We start from the raw sequence: 18,266 nt of genomic DNA on the forward strand, positions 1-18,266 counted from the left end.
TATCCAAGGCATAATAGCGAGAAGTAATCTTATTATTTCTTAGAATTAAGTTTTTTACTTTCGATACTGTATTGTTGATTAAGCCCAAATAAGATTCCATTTCATCATTAGAAATTACTTTATTGGGCAAAAATTTACTTGCCTTTGTTATATAAACATCAAACATATTCTTAAATTTAAATTACTATTCCTTTATAATACAATTTTTCATTCTTTATTTTATTCATCATTAACGGGTAAAAAATAAGGTAAAATACATACACTATTGGCGAGATTATCCATATTGCAACAAACAAATAGATTTTAAAAAATTTGAGCCAAGTTTTTCTTGATTCTCCTTTTTTAATGATAAAATTAGACCATATATTAAAAATCTTATTTCCTGTTCTGTCTACAGTAATTAGAAATGGTTTAACTCTTACAGCATCAAGTTCAAGCAATTTAGGTTGTAAATTTTCTAAATTATTAACAATTAAACAAGACAGAATAACTTTTCCAAATTTTGAAGATTCTTTAACGTCTTTATCCGAAACCCCCGGTAATGGAAAAATACCCAAATACTTTCTTTTAATTCCTGAAAGCATCCAGTCAAATATGGTAACAACGCTAATTAAATTTCCAGCTCGGTCAACCAAAGCTATATTTCCTTTGAGTTGAGCATTGTTTTGTTTTAATAATTGTTTCACTTTTTCCTGAGCCAATATCCACATATTTCTAGACCCACTGATAGTTACGACCGGTGTGTTATTTAAAAGTTTTTGTCCATCCTGACTTTTTAAAAATGAGTTTATAGGAATGGAAGGCGACAAATACCAAACCTGATAATTCAATAGAATTAAATCAAATTTTGTATTTAAAATTTCAGAAGAAATGGGTTTTAAAGGGGTTGGGATTTGCAAAAAAGATTCTGGAAAAGCATCAAAAAAAGCTTCAGTATTCCAAGGAAAAGGAAATGGTTTTTCCAATTGAATTTCATGAAATGTAACATTAATTTCACCTGAATCCAGAAGTGGTTTGGCAATGTTTCTTGCTATGGATTCCAATTGTCCGCTTTGAGAATAATAGACAACAAGGACGTTTTTCATTTTTTGCAATTTATAAATACGAATCTAATTAAAAAAAATAATTTATCCTAATTACTGAATTCGGCTAAAATTTTAAAGTAAAAAAAATCGCATTAAAAAAGTAAACAGGCATACTTTTAAGTTATTGAAATCCATATATTTAAACAATTATTTCTCTTAGGATTAATTTTGACAAATAATTGATGTTTTTTGTCTAATTGTTGAGTTTTATGAAAATTTTGATAATTAAACTCAGGTTATCAGATTTTGGCTTCCTTGAAAGTTCTGATTTTGTCTAATCTCTTAGCAAGAACCCATTCCGGCCAAGTTGCTGCATCTTCGGCATCATAAATTTGGATTTTTTGATTGGCATCTTCTATCATTAAATCGTCGGGTTTGCAATTCAAAATTCCTGCTGCAGCCACTATTCCAGATTGAGTCGCTCCTGCAACTCCGTGCGAAAGTGTGCTTGCTCCACAAAGATAAAGATTCTCGATTTCAGCTTTATTTTTATACGAAAATGGTCCAACCTGATTTAAGGTTTTCTCGGTTCCATACACATTTCCTTTGGTGGAATTGATATAAAATTCATTGGTTTTTGGAGTTCCTAATTCGGCTTGAACAATTTTTTGTTTGGCTCCGGGAATAATTTTTTCGATGTTATTCATCAATTTAGTAATGACTTTTTCTTTGAAAATTTTATAGTTCTCAGAATGATGATCCTCTAATCCGTTAAAATTGGGTAAATTATCGTAATTGATATAAGTTACCACCTCAAAATTATGGTATCTCCCGTTGAAACTTACAGGATCTTTTGTTGTGGTACAACTAATGAAAACGGCAGGAAAAGAATCTCCTTCAGCGATGTTGCCATTCATTAAATTCTCAAAATTGGCATCGTCGTTCTCGTCTTTCATCATCCAAATATTGCCGGAATCAATGCCAAATTGGGTCACATCCATATCTAAAGTCAGGAATAAAATCAGGGAAGTAACCGAATATTTTGTGTTTTCTAATTTCTTAATCAAACCTTTGCTCAAATGTTCTTTACCAATTAAATCCAAATACGTTATGGATGGATCAGCATTAGAAACAATCGTCTTGGCAAAAATTTGCTGCCCGTTTTTGAGTTCAATTCCGATAGCTTTTTTATTTTCAATTAAAATTTTTGCCACATCTTGCTTCACTCGCACTTCACCACCGTGGTTTTTAACTCCATTCGTCATTGCTTTTACAATGCCACCGCCGCCGCCCATTGGATAAAATCCGCCTTCAAAATAATGGCTCATTACTGAACAATGAACCGGAAAACAGGCTCGTTTTGGCGAAAGCCCGTGATCGCCACATTGAATATTCAAAACGGATTTCAGCAATGGATCTTTGATGTGCCAGCCGATGACTTTTTTTAAGGGAAACAAAGCAAATTTTCCAAAATGTTTGGTTCTGAATGGAACGGTAATTTTTTGCCAAAAGCCTTCCAGTTTTGGAATCAATTGCAATTCAAAATTAACTCTTTGAATTAAAGTTAAGTATTCATTGATGTTTTTTGCTTCTTTGGGAAAACGAGTTGTCAATGCTTTTTTCCAGTTTTCAATTCCGGCTGGAATGTCAAAATTCTCACCATTTATCAAACAATGTTCATAGGCGTTTTTGTTCATTCGAAAAAACACGAGGTCATTTGCTATTCCTAATCCACGGTACATTTCGTTAGTAGTTTGTCCTTCGTCAATAAGCCCAACATAATGTACTCCCGGACTAAATCTTTGACCGTTTAAGGTAAAACTATGAGCCCAACCTCCAGGAACATAATGTTGTTCTAAAACCAACACCTTTTGCCCGGCTCTTGCCAAACAAATCGCAGTTGACAGACCACCAACGCCAGAACCTATAATAATTGTGTCGAATTCTTCCATTTTAATTAGTGGTTTTCCCAAAATACAAAATGAATAGAATAACTCAATTTGCAGTATTAATATTTATTTTTCACTCTGCTTTTCTAATTGATCCCAAAAATCAAAATAATTAAACCATTGTAGTGGATATTTTTTGAGCATCGATTCAACACTTTCTGAATATGCTTTTAACAACCCTTTTTCATCACGGTTTTTCACTTGAGCTTCTCTTGTATAAAGATGATAATGCAAATTATGCTCTTTCATTACATAAACAAAAACAACCGGAACTTTTAACCGGGAGGCGATAAGAAATGGACCTGCAGGAAATTGGGCTTCTTGCCCTAATAATTTTTCGGGTAAAGATTTGACACCTTCAAAATACCTGTCACCAGTGAAACAAATCAATTCGTTTCTTCCCAAAGCAGCACTTATTTCAAAAACGTGAGACATATCATCGTTTATGAGAATGAATTTAACGCTCGGTTTTTGGGTAATTCTATCAAGGTATTTTTTTATAGCCGTATGTTCTAAGTCAGTAGTAACAAGGTTTATTTGAAAATTTATATCGATTTCACCAAAAAAATGTTCCGCTATTTCAAAGTTACCAATATGAGCACTGATAAGAATTCCTCCTTTTTTTTCAACTAAGAGTTTCTTTAGAATCTCTTCACCATCAAATTCATAAGTGAATTCATTTCGCATTCCTGCTGCGATAGAAATTTTATCAAGAATTATTTGTCCAAAAGTATAATAACTATTGAATATCATTCTTTTTGATTTAAAATAGGAATAGCCAAGTCTTTCTTTGAAGTAATAAAAGATGGCTTTATTGCTTTTTTTGAGAAAAATAAAATAGTATAAGGCTACGAAATAAAGAATAAAATAAGCTGATTTGATTCCTGCTTTTTTAATAAAAAAAACAAATATTTTGTATCCTAAAACTGTTCCTTTAGATTTTCCGTCCCATTGACTCATTTCAGATTTTAGATTTTAGTCCTGAAAGTTTTCAGGAGCAGAATTTTGTTCCGAAGTTTCGGTTCAAAAAATTAAGCATTCAATTTTAAGCTTTAAGCTTTAGTTTGTTTTCAATTAAGTCATAAAAACTTTGGAAAGAAGCAATTTCTATAAAATCTACTTCAACTAATTTCACGCCAAAATTAGATTCAATTGAAACTACCAAATCAACATAGTCCAAGCTATCTAAGCCTAAAGTCTCTTTTAAATTAGCTTCTGGTTGAATGTCATCTCCATCTACTTCGAATTCCTCAATTAGGAATCCGTTTATCTTGTGAATTATTTCTTCTTTATTCATTGTTTAATTTAAACTTTTTAACTACTAATGCTGAATTTGTCCCTCCAAATCCGAAGGAATTCGACAAAAATATATCAATTTTTTTATTTAATGTGGTTTTAACCAAATTTAATTTTGCTGCGTCTTCATCTGGGTTTTCCAAATTAATGTTTGGTGCGATAAAATCATTTTGCATCATTAAGACAGAGTAGATGACTTCGCTTGCACCAGCCATCCAACATTCGTGTCCTGTCATAGATTTTGTGGAACTCACATAGGGATTATTTTCGCCAAAAACTTCAAAAATAGCTTTGGCTTCATTGCCATCACCAACTGGTGTTGAGGTTGCATGTGCATTGATATAATCAATATCACTTGGTTTTAAATTTGCCTCATCAAGGGCTCTTTTCATTGCGATTGATGGTCCTTCAACATTTGGAGTTGAAATATGTCCGCCATTGGATGAAAATCCATAACCCACAACTTCGGCGATAATAGTTGCACCTCGTTTTATAGCTGATTCGTAACTTTCTAAAATTAATGTAGCTCCACCTCCACTCGGAATTAATCCGTCTCGACTGGCGTCAAAAGGTCTGGAAGCCTTTGTTGGCTCATCTTCTCTGGGAGAAAAAACGCCCAAACCATCAAAACTACTCATCGCATATTTGTTGATTTCTTGTGCTCCACCACAAATTATCATTTGCTGGAAACCGCTTTTAATTAAAAAATAAGCCAATCCTATTGAATGAGATCCACTGGCACAAGCAGCACTAATGGTAAGATTGATTCCTCTTAATTTAAAAATCGTAGAAAGATTCATTGTCACCGTCGAATTCATCGATTTAAAAATAGCTCCAGAGCCTATTAAAGCAGTGTCTTTTTTCTCGCGAATGATGTCAGTGGCTTCTATAATAGCTTTTGAAACACTATCATTGCCGTACATAATTCCGACCTCATTTTCGTCGAAAAAAGCATCATCAATATTGGCATTTTTCAATGCTTCAATTGTTGCCATATAGGCATATTCAGTTTCTTCACCAAGACTTATTCTTTGTCTTCTGGTTAGTAAATTTTTTAAATCAGGTTTTGGAACCATTCCGGTTAAGGCAGATTGAAATCCAAATTCCTTGCGTTCAGGATCTATAACAATTCCTGATTTTCCTAAAAAAAGAGATTCTTTTACTTCGTCTAATGACGTTCCAATACACGAGTAAATACCCATTCCTGTTATGACAACTCTTTTATTCATTATCGTTAAAGTAAATTTTTAAGAATAAATTCCTCCATTTATATTAATAATTTCGCCAGTGATATAACTGGCTTTTTTTGAAACGAGAAAGCTCACTAAATCAGCCACTTCTTCGGCTTCACCAAAACGATTCACGGGAACTATTTTTATTAATTCTTTTTCATCTAATTGGCTGGTCATATCAGTTCTAATAAAACCGGGAGCAACTGCGTTTACAGTGATATTTCGCTTTGCAATTTCTTGTGCCAATGCTTTTGTAGCAGCAACAACACCTCCTTTTGCAGCAGAATAATTAGTTTGTCCAGCGGTTCCTTTTACTCCCGAAAGGGAAACGATGTTCACAATTCGACCGTATTTATTACGCAACATTTTTTGAATAAAGAAGTTGGTTACATTAAAAAAACCATTCAAACTTGTGTTCACAACGCTGGTCCAATCTTGTGGAGTCAACCACATAAACAATCCGTCTTTTGCAATTCCGGCATTATTGACAATTACCTCAACAATCGCTTCCGGATTTGCATCCTGCCACTGTGTTAAAACTGTTTTTACTTCTTCAAAATTAGCAACATCAAAGCAAATAATCTCAGCTGTTGCTCCATTTTTGATTACTGCTTCCAAAGTTTTCTCGGCAGCTTCTTTGTTAGATTGATAATTGATCAGAATATGATAATCGGTATCAATTGCTAACTTTTGACAAATTGCACTACCTATTCCTCTTGAACCACCTGTTACTAATGCACACTTCATATATAATTTTATTTTTGGAAAGGCTCTGCGTTTTCATACCATTGATTTCCTAACACTTGTCCGTCTAGTTTGATAAAACCCCATCCTTTATCGCTTTTTACTCTGGCTAAACCATTAATAAATCCTTTATCTTCATTGCTAAACATAGAAAAACCTATAGAAGAAATTTCATATTGTGTAGGAATTACCAATTCTCCACTTTCATTAATAAAGCCCCATTTTGAATCTTTTACCGGTGCTAATCCATCCTCACTGAAAATGTCTGCATCTTTATATTTTGGTTCTACAACAAAGTCTCCTTTTAAATTAACAAAACCCCATTTTCCGCCAGAAGCCGCTGGTGCTAAATTCTTCATAAACGCTTTAGCTTTTTCAAACTTTGGTTCAATAATCCATTTACCTTCTAAATTAATAAAACCAATTTTATCATTTTTCCTGGCATAAGTTACATCCTGAACATTAAAATCCCAGATTTTATCAGCACCATCAACGACAATAAAAATTCCATTACTCACCAATCCGAAAGATTTTCCTGATTTTGCCCAGGCAGTGTTTTTATAGAAATCACCAATTTCTTCATATTTTATTTCAACTATAACTTTACCGGTATTGTCTATAATTCCCCAAAGATCATTATTTCGTACTCTGGCATATCCGTTTTGGAATGATTTTATCACATCATATTGTGGTTTTAAAATAACTTCCATTATATTGTTAATCAAACCTATTTTATCTCCTTGTCTTATAAGAGCAACACCATCTTCAAAATCATAAACCTTATCAGATGAAGGCGCTGTGAGAATTTCTCCTTTTGTATTAATATAAACCCATTTTTTATTTTTTGACACCACACAAACCCCATTTTTGAAATATTTTACATAGTCAAAAGTAGCCGGAATAATCCATTCTCCTTTGGTGTCAATAAAGCCCCATTTACCGCTTTCTTCAGCGGCAGCCAATCCTTCAGAAAAATTTTTTGCTATTTTATATCTGGGCTGAATAGCAAATTCTCCATTTTTAGATATATATCCAAATTTTTCGTCTTTCCTTACCAATGCTAGCTCTTGAGCATTTGTAAATTGAAATAAAATTAATAAAAAAAACACTACTTTTTTCATAACAGTATATTTTAATTAAAACCAAAAGTTAAAATCAATTGATTACTACAAAGTATAAACCTTGCATAACTGACAATCAAATTACTTTTTTATATTATTTTCATTTAGTAAATAACTTAAACAAAGATTCTCTTTAACTTCTAAATCACCTCAATAATTAATCGACCCTCTCTACCAGCAGCTTTAAAATTATGCATTTCAGGATTAACTTCTATAGAAATTTTTCAACTATTAAACATTCTGGTTGAGAATCATGTTTTCCAACAAGAATATCTTAATTAGTTCTTAATCCATTCATTTGTCTAATCCAAAAGCATATACTTCGTTTTGATTAATCATACTAAAAAAATATTCTCCTTTAGACAAGTTTTTAGAAAGAGTAATTAGATAAAGTCCATTGTTATTTATTTTTTTGAATTGAATAGGTATTCCATTCTGTTTTATTTTACCATGAGCTCCTTCCTTATAATCAACAAACTGTCTTTGTCCTTTTATTACACATGGTACTAACTCACAGAGAGTATTAGGATTTTCTTTTGAATCATCAAATTGAATAAGAAATTGGAGGTTATCTCTTTTAGAGATGCGTATATTGGAGGTAATTCCTGAAATAGATATAATAGTAACATGACCCCAAGCTCCAGAATGTAGTCTTTCTGTTTTGGAACTTGTAGATTCAAGTTCTGTCAAACTATTATTCTCATCATTTAAATAATAAGGAATTTCTTTAAGAGGAAGTTTTGGGTATTTTTTAACTGCTTCATCAACATTTCTAGCAGGTTCAACAATATTGTCATTTTGGTTGTTGGTTCCTAAAGATTTGATACTATCATCAAATACCTCTTGTTGTCCATTAACATATTTAATCATTGAAACTAATGAAATTTGAATACTATAAACAGGACCTTCTATATTATCCCATTTTTTATATTTGATTGCTGACTCACTTATTTCAGTAACTTTTGATTTAATTTCACTTCCATTTTTACGAATAATAATATCTTGTGAAAAGCCTAAATAAGAAATGAATGTAAATGCAATTAAAGTAATTTTTAGTTTCATTTTTTTGATTTTAATTAAAAACATACCAAAGTACTAATTATTTATCAAATAATCCTTGATTTGCTGAACAAATGGATACATCACCTGATCTTCTTTGAATATTGGAATTATTGCACGAACATCTTCAAATATTTTTTTAGTAACTGATGATATTTTGTCATTTTGTTCTAAATAATCAATTGCCTGAACAATTGTAATCAGTTCAATCGCCAATACTTCGAAGGCATTCTCAATTACTTTTGCGGTAATTACAGCTGCATTTGTACCCATACTCACAATGTCCTGATTGTCATTATTATTAGGAATACTGTGAATATACATTGGGTTTGACAACATTTGATTTTCGGCGGTAGTTGAGGTTGCCGTAAACTGAACTCCCTGCATTCCAAAGTTAAATCCTAGTGTTCCAAGATTTACAAATGGAGGCAGAATTTCGTTGATTTTTGAATTCAACAAAAAATTCAATTGACGTTCGGAAAGCATTGTCAATTTGGTAATTACAATTTTTAACTTATCCATTTCTAATGAAATATAATCGCCGTGGAAATTTCCGCCGTGATACACGTGTTGGGTTTTTACATCAATTATTGGATTGTCATTTGCTGAATTAAATTCGTCTTCAAGAATAGAGGCTACATTATTTATAGTTTCTAGAACGGGGCCTAAAATTTGAGGAACACAACGTAAGGAATAGTATTCCTGTACTTTATCTTTGAATATATCTTCGGTATTTTCACCAGAGTATAAATGGTCCTCTCTTTTTCGGATCAAAGTGCTGTCTGCAAGGTTTTCTCTCATTCTTGCTGCTACTTCTCTTTGTCCTTTATGACGTTTTGTGTTATTCAATTCTTCTGAGAAATGATCATCAAAAGCTTGGACAATTTCATTGATAGCACAAGAAAATTTCAGTGACCAATCAAGTAATTTATTGGCATAATGAACATTTACAACACCAATTCCGGTCATTACAGATGTTCCGTTAATCAATGCTAAACCTTCTCTGATTTCAACCTGAATAGGTTTAAGATTTTCTAATTCGAAAACTTCTTGAGTTGGACTTCTTTCTCCTTTGTAAAAAACTTCTCCTTCACCTATCAATACTAAAGCGAGATGAGATAATTGAACTAAATCACCGCTTGCACCAACGCCTCCGTGTTCGAAAATCAAAGGAGTAATATCTTTATTGATTAATTCCTTCATCAAATGAATTACTGAAGGATGAACACCAGAATTCCCTAAAGAAAGCGTATTTAATCTGGCCAAAATTGCCGCTTTCACACAAAGGGCATTTAAAGGTTTTCCTGTTCCTGAGGAATGACTTCTAATTAAATTGTATTGTAGTTGAAGTCTGTCTTCATCTTTGATACGGTATTGAGCCATTGGACCAAAACCAGTATTCACTCCATAAATAACTTTGTTTTTAGAGAACTCCTTTAAAAAAATAAAGCTTTCATTTACCCTATTTAAAACAACCTCGCTTATAGCTATTTTATTATTCTCAAAGATTATGGACTCAAACTCCTTTAAACTTAGATATTCATTTATAGTATTCATTCAACTGGCGTATTAATTTTAACTAAATAACTTAAAAATTAATTTGTATTTAGAATTTATTGTGGTTAATTTGGATGAGCAAATGTAAGACAATCTCGCTTAGAAATGAAAGGCAAAACTTCTTTTTAACCAACCGCCTATATATAATTATAACTGTTTCATAAACAACCTCTTACAAATAAACAAATTAATAATGAATGATTTCGGGAATGACAAGAAAAATGTAGTTCAGGCCAATTTAGATGCACAAAAGATTGCTTTTGCCCCAATAATGTTTCAAGCGGCAAAGTCACTTCGAAATCTTGGCATATTAGAATATCTTTTTCAAAATAATAAAGCAAGTATAAAAACCATTGCCGAAGCTCTATCTCTCTCGCTATATGGTGTGAAAGTTTTACTCGAAGCGGGTTTAAGTCTAGAAATGGTTTATTTGAAAGACAATGAATTCATTTTGACAAAAACGGGCTATTTTATTTTGAGAGATAAAATGACCAATATCAATATGGATTTTACCCAAGATGTTAATTACCAAGCAATCAATCATCTTGAAGAATCAATTGTAAATGGAAAACCAGAAGGATTAAAAGAACTGGGGGATTGGGATACTGTATATATAGGCTTATCAGAATTACCTGGAAAAAGCAAGAAAAGCTGGTTCGATTTTGACCATTTTTATTCAGATTATACTTTTCCAGAAATAATGCCTATTTTATTTAAGGATAATCCAAAATATTTATTAGATGTCGGCGGTAATACAGGTAATTTTTCATTGCAGTGTGCAAAATATAACCCAAATGTAAAAATCACTATTTTAGATTTACCAGGACAAACTAATGTTGCCCGAAAAAATATTATTAAAGCTGGATTTGAAGATAGAATATCAGCAACTGATATTAATTTATTAGACAATTCTATTCATTTTCCAAAAGGTTTTGATGTTATCTGGATGAGTCAATTTATTGACTGTTTTTCATTAGAGGAAATTTCAGGTCTTTTTAAAAGAGCATATGAATCGATGACAACTGATGCTAGTTTTTATATTTTGGAAACCTTTTGGGATTTACAAAAATTTCAAGCATCAACATACAGTTTACACGCAACATCTTTATATTTTACAGCCGTTGCCAATGGAAACAGCCAGATGTATCATTCAAAAGATATTTTGAATTTAATTGAAAAAACTGGTTTTGTGGTTGATGAACTGCATGAAATCATAGGAATGAGCCATACTTTGATTAAATGCAAGAAAAAATAATTTAAAATTAAAATTATGTTACAGGAATACGTAGATGTTTTAATAATTGGAGCTGGTCCGTCTGGATGTGTTTCCGCATCATATCTGCATAAAAATGGAGTCAAAATAAAAGTAGTCGAAAAAACAAAATTTCCTAGATTGGTCGTTGGCGAAAGCTTGATTCCAAGAGTTATGGATCATTTTGCAGAAGCGGAACTATTTGAATGTTTAGATGCAATGAATTTTGAAAAGAAATTAGGAGCCCGTTTCATTCGAGGCGAAGAAATTTGCATTTTCGATTTTAGCAATAAATTTGGTGAAGGTTGGGATTGGACTTGGCAAGTGCCAAGAGCTGATTTTGACAACACAATGGCACAAGAAATAATCAGGAAAGGAATTGATTTAGAATTTGAATCAGAAGTAATATCAGTTTCTTTCGAAGGAAAAAATTCCTCAACTGTTGTCAAAGATATAAACGGAAATCTTAAAGAAATTCACGCTAAGTTCATCATTGATTCCAGTGGTTACGGTAGAGTTTTGCCAAGACTTTTAGATTTAGATACGCCTTCAAAACTAGACCCACATTCCTCTATTTTCACACATGTAAAAGACAACAATAGACCAGAAGGACTTGAAGGAACACAAATTTCTTTTGATATTTTAGAAACTCAAGTTTGGTTGTGGGTAATACCTTTTTCAAACGGAAATACAAGTCTGGGCGTCGTTGGTCCAACTGATTTTATTAATTCACTCTCTAAAAATAAAGATAACAGAGAAGCATTAAATAATGCTATTAAATTATCTGATTTTTACATTAAACGATTTGCTGGAGTTGACTTCTTATTTGAGCCTGTGAAATTAGAAAATTACTCCCGATCTGTAAAAAAAATGTATGGCGATGGTTTTGCTTTAACAGGAAACAGTTCAGAGTTTTTAGATCCAGTTTTCTCCTCTGGAGTTGCTTTTGCTACTGAATCTGGTATGCTTGCCGCAAAATTGTGTTTAAAAGAATCTCAAGGAATTACTGTAGATTGGGAAGACGAATTTACTGGATATATGAAGCGAGGTATTGCTGTGTTTACCACTTATGTAAAGGAATGGTATACCGGAAATCTTCAAACCTTATTTTTCCACCAACCGGAAGACCCAGATGTCAAACAAAAAATATGTGCTGTTCTTGCAGGCTATGTTTGGGATGAAAACAATCCTTTTGTAAAAAAACACGAAAATGTAATCAAAAATATGGCTCATTTACTAAAAAATGGGCAATGATTAAACGAATGGGGTTTGTTTTATAGAAAAATCAAAAAAAATCAATTTTTAGAACCCACCTAAAGAATCTTGCTGACAAATTAAAATGAAATATTCTAATCTGAATAACTATATGTTTTTTAGTAGGTCAGTTTTTTTTAAAATAAACCATCCCTTTACGGAAAACCGTAAACTTATTAAAAATTAACGTTTTAAGTTTGTGCTTTAAGAAAACATTTGTAAGTTTGATATTAATAATTTAGCAGGTAAGCTGAAAACTGTATAGAGTAAGCAGTAAAAATAAAAATAAATATGAAAAACACCTATTTACTTATTGTATTGCTATTTTTCACAATAACTAGTAATGCCCAAAAAAAAGTAATTAATACGGAGCCTGTAAGTCAAAATATCACTAAAGAAGTCCAAGTATTAAAACGTAAAGTTGCCATTGCTCGTTTCTCAAACGAAACACAATATGCAAAAGGATTGTTTTACGATAAGAATAATGATCCCTTAGGTAAGCAAACTGTTGATATATTATCTACTAAGTTAGCGGCATCAAATAAATTTATTTTATTAGAAAGAGAAGATCTTGATAAGATTTTAGCAGAGATTAATTTGTCTAATAGTTCTGATTATCAAAAAGTGGGAGCAGATTACTTGATTATTGGATCCATTACAGAATTTGGCAGAAAAAACGTAGGAGGGGTTAATGCCTTTTCAAGAACTAAAACCCAAGTAGTTCAAGCAGGAGTTAGTATTCGACTTGTTGATGTTTCAACAGGACAAATTATTTATTCTGAAGAGTCCAAAGGTGAAGCTGAAACAACAGATAAAACGGTTATGGGATTAGGGAAAAGAACTGATTATGATGCCACCTTGAGTGATAAAGCGATTTCTGCTGCTATTTCTAAATTGGTAGAAAATATTATTAGTAACTGTATGGATAGACCATGGAAATCTTATATATTATCAAATGACAGTAATGGTATTTTAATATCTGGAGGGAAGAGTCAAGGAATTAAAATAGGTGACATATATGAGGTGGTGATAAAAGGAAGAACTGTAAAGAACCCTCAAACAGGAATGAATATTGAATTGCCGGGTAAGGTAAGTGGTAAGGTTAAAGTTGAGTTTACTGGAGGAGATTCGCCTCAGAATGAATTTTCTATGGTTGTGTTTACTGAAGGAGATATGGATCCTCAAAATTTGAATAATTATTATATAAAACAAATAAAGTAATGAAAAATATACATTATCTAATCGCGCTATTGTTTCTTGCTTTAGCAAGTTGTGGAGGCACAAAAACATCCTTTCAAGGTCTTGCAAACGAATCCTATCTAGAATTTTTAGGTAATCCAAACGACTATTCCAAAGGTGTTGAAGTGGTTATTGATGATAAAGCCCCTTTTCAAGCTAAAGTATATAAGGACAAAACTGGAAGAATGCTAGGTGAGGTTTATTCGATTTCTACCGGTAATCACATCCTTAAAGTATACTATGAAAACAAAATGATTTTCAACAAACAAATATTTATATCAGCACAAGAATCCAAAAAAATAATATTACCATGAGAAAACTAATTTTAACATCTATTGCAGCCCTAGTTTTGGCATCCTGTTCAGCTCCAACAAAACTCTATACCTGGAGTAAATATGAAACAAGTAGTTATAACTTTCTAAAAAACAGGAATGATAAGACTAATGCTAATCTAGAAGAGGAATATAAAAAAATAATTAATAAGCAAAAAGGAATTCGTGGAGTAGTACCTCCCGGTGTTTATGCTGATTATGGTTTTTTATTACTTCAATCAAACAAAATTGAGGAAGGAAGATCAATGCTACAAAAAGAAATGGATTTATATCCGGAATCAAAAATATTTATGGACCGAATTTTAAAAATGACTGAATTATGAGAAAAGTTTATATATTATTGTTGATTGCTACACTAGCGATTACAAGTTGCACTACAACAGCTCCCTTAGCTAAATCAGTAGCGTATAAAGGAATGTATGAGGAGAAACCATCTGTAGCTTTAATTATGCCTCCCATAAACAGAAGTACTAATGTTGAAGCAAAGGAATTTTTTCACTCCACTTTGTATACTCCATTGGCGGATGCCGGATATTATGTTATCCCTCCATTTCTTTCGATGGAAATTTTAAAAAAAGAAAGTGCCTTTGATTCGGAATTATTTTTAGATACTCCTTTAAATAAATTTGCCGAGGTATTTGGTGCGGATATGGTCGTGTTTACTATTATCCACAAATGGGATAAGTCGTCTCTTGCTTCAAACGTTAATGTGGACATAGAGTTTATCATTAAATCTGCAAAAACCAATGAAATACTATACACCAGAAGAGGAGAGATTCGATACAACACTTCAGTGTCTTCAGGACTTGGAGGACTTGGAGGTTTGGTTGCCGACTTGACTTTATCGGCTTTAAACACCGCAGGAACAAAATACGTAGATGTTGCAAGAGTGTGTAATTACTATATATTAAAAGATTTTCCTGCTGGTAATTATAGTTTGAATCATGGATTAGATGGGGCTCAGTTAGCAGGCTTAAAATCTTTCAAAGTCAACTTATCGGCTAAATAGTATATATAATAGATTATCATTATTAAAATCAGGGTAGTTGAGAATCCACAAGTACATTATCCCTATAGGCTCCTTTATAATAACCCCTCATTTGGGCATCACTTCCGATGCTACATTCTTTTTTGTAATTGTATCAGTTTGTGAATACCCATAACTGACACTAAGAAATAATAATAGAATAAGTAGTTTTTTCTGAACCATAATTTAAAATAGTATTAATGATGAAAACTAAATGAATTTAAGATTTTTCCTTGTAAAGATACATTTTTATATACCAAATAAATAAAAACATAAGACCAAAATACAAGTAAAAACTTCCAAATTTAAAAGAATTGACAAAATGGATTTACATAAAAAACCCTGACATTAATATAATCACAGGGTTTAGTTTTAAAGCTGAAAATTAAATTATTTTTTCTTGTTGAGTTCTCTGATGTAATTTACCAATTTCCATCTCTGGTCTTCAGTTAATAATTCATCATAAGACGACATCGGAGGTTTCCCCACAGTTAGTTTCCAAAATATTTCACCATCTGTTTCATAGGGAATATCTTTAATGTAAAGAAAATTTGCAGGTTTTTGATCAAGACTTAAGCCAGCTTCACCATTTCCTTTTCCAGTTAATCCATGACACAAAACACACATCTGTTCATAAATTTCCTTTCCTTCTTTGGTGGCACTACTGTTTCCAGCAAATGGGTTTTTTATCCCCTTCGTGTATTCTGGAACAGCCCAACTACTGTTTTGAGCTATACTGCTATTACTCACGATAAATACTAGTGCTATCACTACTAAAAACGAATACTTATTTTTCATTGAATTAAAGTTTAAATTCTATTCAGTAAATTTACTCTAGTTTTGATTCAAAAACAATGATATTTATCACAATTTTTAAATAAATTTTAAAAAATATAACAAAATTAATTTAAAGTAATTTATTTTTCTTACTAAATCCTTGTTTTGTTGCGTTTATTAATATTGCCCTTGTCTAACTTGGAATCTATCACAAATTTTAAAGGAATTTCAACTACAAAATATAATCTGTATTGATGAAATTTGACTCTTTACTATTCAATAATTCCTGCAAAATTTTGTTGTTATAGTCATTGTCTTTTGAAGCCACAAAAGTTCTGATAGAGAAAGATCGCAAAGCATCGTGTATACTTAAGGTTCCCACTGCTGAATCTTTTCTTCCAGTAAACGGAAAAACGTCTGGTCCTCTCTGACAAGAACTGTTTAGGTTTACTCTACAAACTAAATTTACCAAAGTATCAATAAGCGGTGCAATAGTTTTTATGTCTTGACCAAACAAACTTACTTGCTGACCATAATGGGATTCGGCCATATCATTCAATGGTTCTTGAATGTTTTTGAAAGAAATAATTGGCACAACTGGGCCAAATTGTTCTTCGTGATACACTCTCATCTCTTTATTTATTGGGTACAAGACAGCCGGAAAAATAAAATTTTCAGAACGTTCTCCACCTTTAGCATTCATCACTTTTGCTCCTTTATTTGTCGCATCATCAATCAATTCCTGAATATAGTCAGGTTTATCTTTTTCTGGCAATGGAGTAAGAAATACTGATTTATCCCAAGGATTTCCATAAGTTAACGCATCCACTTTTGCAGCAAAACGTTTATTAAATTCATCAACAATTGTTTCATGAACATATAAAATCTTCAAGGCTGTACAACGCTGTCCGTTAAAAGATAAAGATCCAGCAACACATTCCTGAATGGCCAAATCTAAATTCGCATCTGGTAAAATTATAGCAGGGTTTTTTGCTTCCAATCCCAAAACTAATCTTAATCTATTTTTATTGGGATGTAAATCCTGCAATGCAATTGCTGATTTACTATTTCCAATTAAAGCCAAAATAGAAACTCTTCCTGATTTCATAATTGGAGAAGCAACTTCACGACCTCGACCATATAATATATTAATTACACCTTTTGGAAAACTACTTCTAAAAGCTTCCAATAAAGGAGAAATTAATAAAACACCGTGTTTAGCTGGTTTAAAAATAACAGGATTCCCCATTATCAACGCAGGGATCAACAAAGTAAAAGTTTCGTTCAAAGGGTAATTATAAGGTCCAAGACATAGAACAACTCCTAACGGTCCTCTTCTAACCATAGCATTTATTCCCTGCACCTTACTAAATCGAGCACTGCGGCTGTTTAATTCTTTGTAACTTTCAATAGTATCATAAATATATTCTACGGTTCTATCAAATTCTTTTTCAGAATCACCCAATGATTTTCCAATTTCCCACATCAAAAGCTTAACAACTTCAAATCGGGTTGCTTTCATTTGCGAAACAAAATTTTCCATACATTTGATACGATCAACCACTTTCATTGTCGGCCACAAACCTTGCCCGTTATTGAATGCTGCATCAGCAGCATCTACAGTTTCCATAGCTTCTTTTTCTCCCATAAAAGGAATCGTTCCTAACAAAGTCGGTTCGTAATTTTCGGTAGAAGAAATGGTAGAATAAACCTGAGTTGTTGTACCTGTCCATTTCTTTAATTCACCATTAACTAAATAAGTATCTTGAATAAGCAATGAGCTAATTTGGAATTCTTGAGGTATTATATTCATTATATGTTTATTATGTTAAATTTAAAAGTGTAAATAAAAAGAGGTAACGGCCTCTGCATTACTTTATGGCGAAACTATTTCGCCATCCCATTCTAAGATTCCTCCCTGCAAATTATAAGTGTTTTCAAAACCCAGATTGTTCATTGCTTCACATGCTTTTGCACTTCTAGCTCCAGAGCGACAATAAACATAATAGTTTTTTGTTTTATCTAACGCTTCTAATTTTTCTATAAATTCCTGACCTTCGTATATATCAATATTTATAGAGTTAGGAATAATTCCATTATTGCATTCATCTTCTGTCCTAACGTCTAATATTACAGAGTTTTCATCAACTTCAAGCTGAGAAACCCAATCTTCTTGTGTTAAATTCATAATATAGTTTTTTGTAAAAATACGAAGTTTTTACATAATAAAAATTGGTAAAAATGTGAATTAGATAATATTTTGAAGAAAACGATTTCGTATAAACGTAAAACAGGAGGATTAACAAATTCATAAAATAATTCATAAAAATAGTAAAAAAAATCAGTCATAATATGTAAATATTACATATTACTCTATTTTACACTACTTATACTCATCGGAT

The 18,266-nt window shown here is 32.0% G+C and carries 18 protein-coding genes; 6 read left to right on the forward strand and 12 right to left on the reverse strand.

Annotated elements, in window-relative coordinates:
- Positions 1-176 precede the first annotated feature (176 nt).
- The 9 genes from ACH2BV_RS10900 to hutH all read right to left on the reverse strand — a co-directional run bounded on the left by ACH2BV_RS10900 (position 177) and on the right by hutH (position 9,983).
- Positions 177-1,085, reverse strand: coding sequence for a dialkylrecorsinol condensing enzyme DarA (locus ACH2BV_RS10900; RefSeq protein WP_395050757.1), 909 nt, complete (start codon positions 1,083-1,085; stop codon positions 177-179).
- Positions 1,086-1,324: 239 nt separating this feature from the next.
- A complete protein-coding gene (locus ACH2BV_RS10905) occupies positions 1,325-2,977 on the reverse strand; it encodes a phytoene desaturase family protein (RefSeq protein WP_395050758.1) in 1,653 nt (550 codons plus the stop codon).
- A 63-nt stretch (positions 2,978-3,040) separates the two neighbouring features.
- The gene (locus tag ACH2BV_RS10910) at positions 3,041-3,934 is read right to left on the reverse strand and encodes a lipid A biosynthesis acyltransferase (RefSeq protein WP_395050759.1); all 894 of its coding nucleotides are present in this window, start codon (positions 3,932-3,934) and stop codon (positions 3,041-3,043) included.
- A gap of 85 nt (positions 3,935-4,019) precedes the next feature.
- Complete coding sequence (locus tag ACH2BV_RS10915; RefSeq protein WP_395050760.1) at positions 4,020-4,271, reverse strand: acyl carrier protein; 252 nt, start codon at positions 4,269-4,271, stop codon at positions 4,020-4,022.
- On the reverse strand, positions 4,264-5,499 hold the full coding sequence (locus ACH2BV_RS10920) for a beta-ketoacyl-[acyl-carrier-protein] synthase family protein (protein WP_395050761.1): 1,236 nt from the start codon (positions 5,497-5,499) through the stop codon (positions 4,264-4,266). Before ACH2BV_RS10920 ends, ACH2BV_RS10915 begins: the two co-directional genes overlap by 8 nt.
- Before the next feature lie 18 nt (positions 5,500-5,517).
- The gene (gene fabG / locus ACH2BV_RS10925) at positions 5,518-6,249 is read right to left on the reverse strand and encodes a 3-oxoacyl-ACP reductase FabG (protein ID WP_395050762.1); all 732 of its coding nucleotides are present in this window, start codon (positions 6,247-6,249) and stop codon (positions 5,518-5,520) included.
- A gap of 8 nt (positions 6,250-6,257) precedes the next feature.
- Complete coding sequence (locus ACH2BV_RS10930) at positions 6,258-7,367, reverse strand: WG repeat-containing protein (protein WP_395050763.1); 1,110 nt, start codon at positions 7,365-7,367, stop codon at positions 6,258-6,260.
- A 294-nt stretch (positions 7,368-7,661) separates the two neighbouring features.
- Complete coding sequence (locus ACH2BV_RS10935) at positions 7,662-8,429, reverse strand: hypothetical protein (RefSeq protein ID WP_395050764.1); 768 nt, start codon at positions 8,427-8,429, stop codon at positions 7,662-7,664.
- 33 nt (positions 8,430-8,462) lie between these two features.
- Entirely contained in the window at positions 8,463-9,983 is a 1,521-nt protein-coding gene (gene hutH / locus ACH2BV_RS10940; RefSeq protein WP_395050765.1) for a histidine ammonia-lyase, read from the reverse strand.
- 193 nt (positions 9,984-10,176) lie between these two features.
- On the opposite strand from hutH, the gene ACH2BV_RS10945 reads away from it, so the two are divergent.
- The 6 genes from ACH2BV_RS10945 (at position 10,177) to ACH2BV_RS10970 (ending at position 15,069) form a co-directional block, all read left to right on the forward strand.
- Entirely contained in the window at positions 10,177-11,238 is a 1,062-nt protein-coding gene (locus tag ACH2BV_RS10945) for a class I SAM-dependent methyltransferase (RefSeq protein WP_395050766.1), read from the forward strand.
- A gap of 15 nt (positions 11,239-11,253) precedes the next feature.
- On the forward strand, positions 11,254-12,489 hold the full coding sequence (locus tag ACH2BV_RS10950) for an NAD(P)/FAD-dependent oxidoreductase (protein WP_395050767.1): 1,236 nt from the start codon (positions 11,254-11,256) through the stop codon (positions 12,487-12,489).
- Positions 12,490-12,780: 291 nt separating this feature from the next.
- Positions 12,781-13,710 carry a CsgG/HfaB family protein gene (locus ACH2BV_RS10955; RefSeq protein ID WP_395050768.1) on the forward strand — a complete coding sequence of 310 codons (930 nt, stop codon included), beginning with the start codon at positions 12,781-12,783 and terminating at the stop codon, positions 13,708-13,710.
- Positions 13,710-14,042, forward strand: a complete 333-nt coding sequence (locus ACH2BV_RS10960) for a hypothetical protein (protein ID WP_395050769.1) — start codon at positions 13,710-13,712, stop codon at positions 14,040-14,042. The genes ACH2BV_RS10955 and ACH2BV_RS10960 overlap by 1 nt, the downstream gene beginning before the upstream one ends.
- On the forward strand, positions 14,039-14,383 hold the full coding sequence (locus tag ACH2BV_RS10965) for a DUF4810 domain-containing protein (protein WP_395050770.1): 345 nt from the start codon (positions 14,039-14,041) through the stop codon (positions 14,381-14,383). Before ACH2BV_RS10960 ends, ACH2BV_RS10965 begins: the two co-directional genes overlap by 4 nt.
- Entirely contained in the window at positions 14,380-15,069 is a 690-nt protein-coding gene (locus ACH2BV_RS10970) for a GNA1162 family protein (RefSeq protein ID WP_395050771.1), read from the forward strand. The genes ACH2BV_RS10965 and ACH2BV_RS10970 overlap by 4 nt, the downstream gene beginning before the upstream one ends.
- A 408-nt stretch (positions 15,070-15,477) precedes the next feature.
- On the opposite strand, the gene ACH2BV_RS10975 is transcribed toward ACH2BV_RS10970, so the two are convergent.
- The 3 genes from ACH2BV_RS10975 to ACH2BV_RS10985 form a co-directional block, all read right to left on the reverse strand.
- Positions 15,478-15,885, reverse strand: coding sequence for a c-type cytochrome (locus tag ACH2BV_RS10975; protein WP_395050772.1), 408 nt, complete (start codon positions 15,883-15,885; stop codon positions 15,478-15,480).
- Positions 15,886-16,096: 211 nt separating this feature from the next.
- On the reverse strand, positions 16,097-17,677 hold the full coding sequence (locus ACH2BV_RS10980; protein WP_395050773.1) for an NADP-dependent glyceraldehyde-3-phosphate dehydrogenase: 1,581 nt from the start codon (positions 17,675-17,677) through the stop codon (positions 16,097-16,099).
- A gap of 63 nt (positions 17,678-17,740) precedes the next feature.
- A complete protein-coding gene (locus ACH2BV_RS10985) occupies positions 17,741-18,052 on the reverse strand; it encodes a rhodanese-like domain-containing protein (protein ID WP_395050774.1) in 312 nt (103 codons plus the stop codon).
- Between the last annotated feature and the right edge of the window lie 214 nt (positions 18,053-18,266).

The organism is Flavobacterium sp., assembly GCF_043780635.1.
In the GTDB taxonomy this organism is placed as follows: Bacteria; Bacteroidota; Bacteroidia; order Flavobacteriales; family Flavobacteriaceae; genus Flavobacterium.

Excerpts from the sequence above, each read along its gene's own strand:
- ACH2BV_RS10900 (WP_395050757.1), bottom strand. The coding sequence starts at position 1,085 with ATGAAAAACGTCCTTGTTGTCTATTATTCTCAAAGCGGACAATTGGAA.
- fabG (WP_395050762.1), bottom strand. The coding sequence starts at position 6,249 with ATGAAGTGTGCATTAGTAACAGGTGGTTCAAGAGGAATAGGTAGTGCA.
- ACH2BV_RS10985 (WP_395050774.1), bottom strand. The coding sequence starts at position 18,052 with ATGAATTTAACACAAGAAGATTGGGTTTCTCAGCTTGAAGTTGATGAA.
- ACH2BV_RS10975 (WP_395050772.1), bottom strand. The coding sequence starts at position 15,885 with ATGAAAAATAAGTATTCGTTTTTAGTAGTGATAGCACTAGTATTTATC.
- ACH2BV_RS10910 (WP_395050759.1), bottom strand. The coding sequence starts at position 3,934 with ATGAGTCAATGGGACGGAAAATCTAAAGGAACAGTTTTAGGATACAAA.
- ACH2BV_RS10905 (WP_395050758.1), bottom strand. The coding sequence starts at position 2,977 with ATGGAAGAATTCGACACAATTATTATAGGTTCTGGCGTTGGTGGTCTG.
- ACH2BV_RS10955 (WP_395050768.1), top strand. The coding sequence starts at position 12,781 with ATGAAAAACACCTATTTACTTATTGTATTGCTATTTTTCACAATAACT.
- ACH2BV_RS10965 (WP_395050770.1), top strand. The coding sequence starts at position 14,039 with ATGAGAAAACTAATTTTAACATCTATTGCAGCCCTAGTTTTGGCATCC.
- ACH2BV_RS10915 (WP_395050760.1), bottom strand. The coding sequence starts at position 4,271 with ATGAATAAAGAAGAAATAATTCACAAGATAAACGGATTCCTAATTGAG.
- ACH2BV_RS10935 (WP_395050764.1), bottom strand. The coding sequence starts at position 8,429 with ATGAAACTAAAAATTACTTTAATTGCATTTACATTCATTTCTTATTTA.
- ACH2BV_RS10930 (WP_395050763.1), bottom strand. The coding sequence starts at position 7,367 with ATGAAAAAAGTAGTGTTTTTTTTATTAATTTTATTTCAATTTACAAAT.
- hutH (WP_395050765.1), bottom strand. The coding sequence starts at position 9,983 with ATGAATACTATAAATGAATATCTAAGTTTAAAGGAGTTTGAGTCCATA.
- ACH2BV_RS10980 (WP_395050773.1), bottom strand. The coding sequence starts at position 17,677 with ATGAATATAATACCTCAAGAATTCCAAATTAGCTCATTGCTTATTCAA.
- ACH2BV_RS10945 (WP_395050766.1), top strand. The coding sequence starts at position 10,177 with ATGAATGATTTCGGGAATGACAAGAAAAATGTAGTTCAGGCCAATTTA.
- ACH2BV_RS10950 (WP_395050767.1), top strand. The coding sequence starts at position 11,254 with ATGTTACAGGAATACGTAGATGTTTTAATAATTGGAGCTGGTCCGTCT.
- ACH2BV_RS10970 (WP_395050771.1), top strand. The coding sequence starts at position 14,380 with ATGAGAAAAGTTTATATATTATTGTTGATTGCTACACTAGCGATTACA.
- ACH2BV_RS10920 (WP_395050761.1), bottom strand. The coding sequence starts at position 5,499 with ATGAATAAAAGAGTTGTCATAACAGGAATGGGTATTTACTCGTGTATT.
- ACH2BV_RS10960 (WP_395050769.1), top strand. The coding sequence starts at position 13,710 with ATGAAAAATATACATTATCTAATCGCGCTATTGTTTCTTGCTTTAGCA.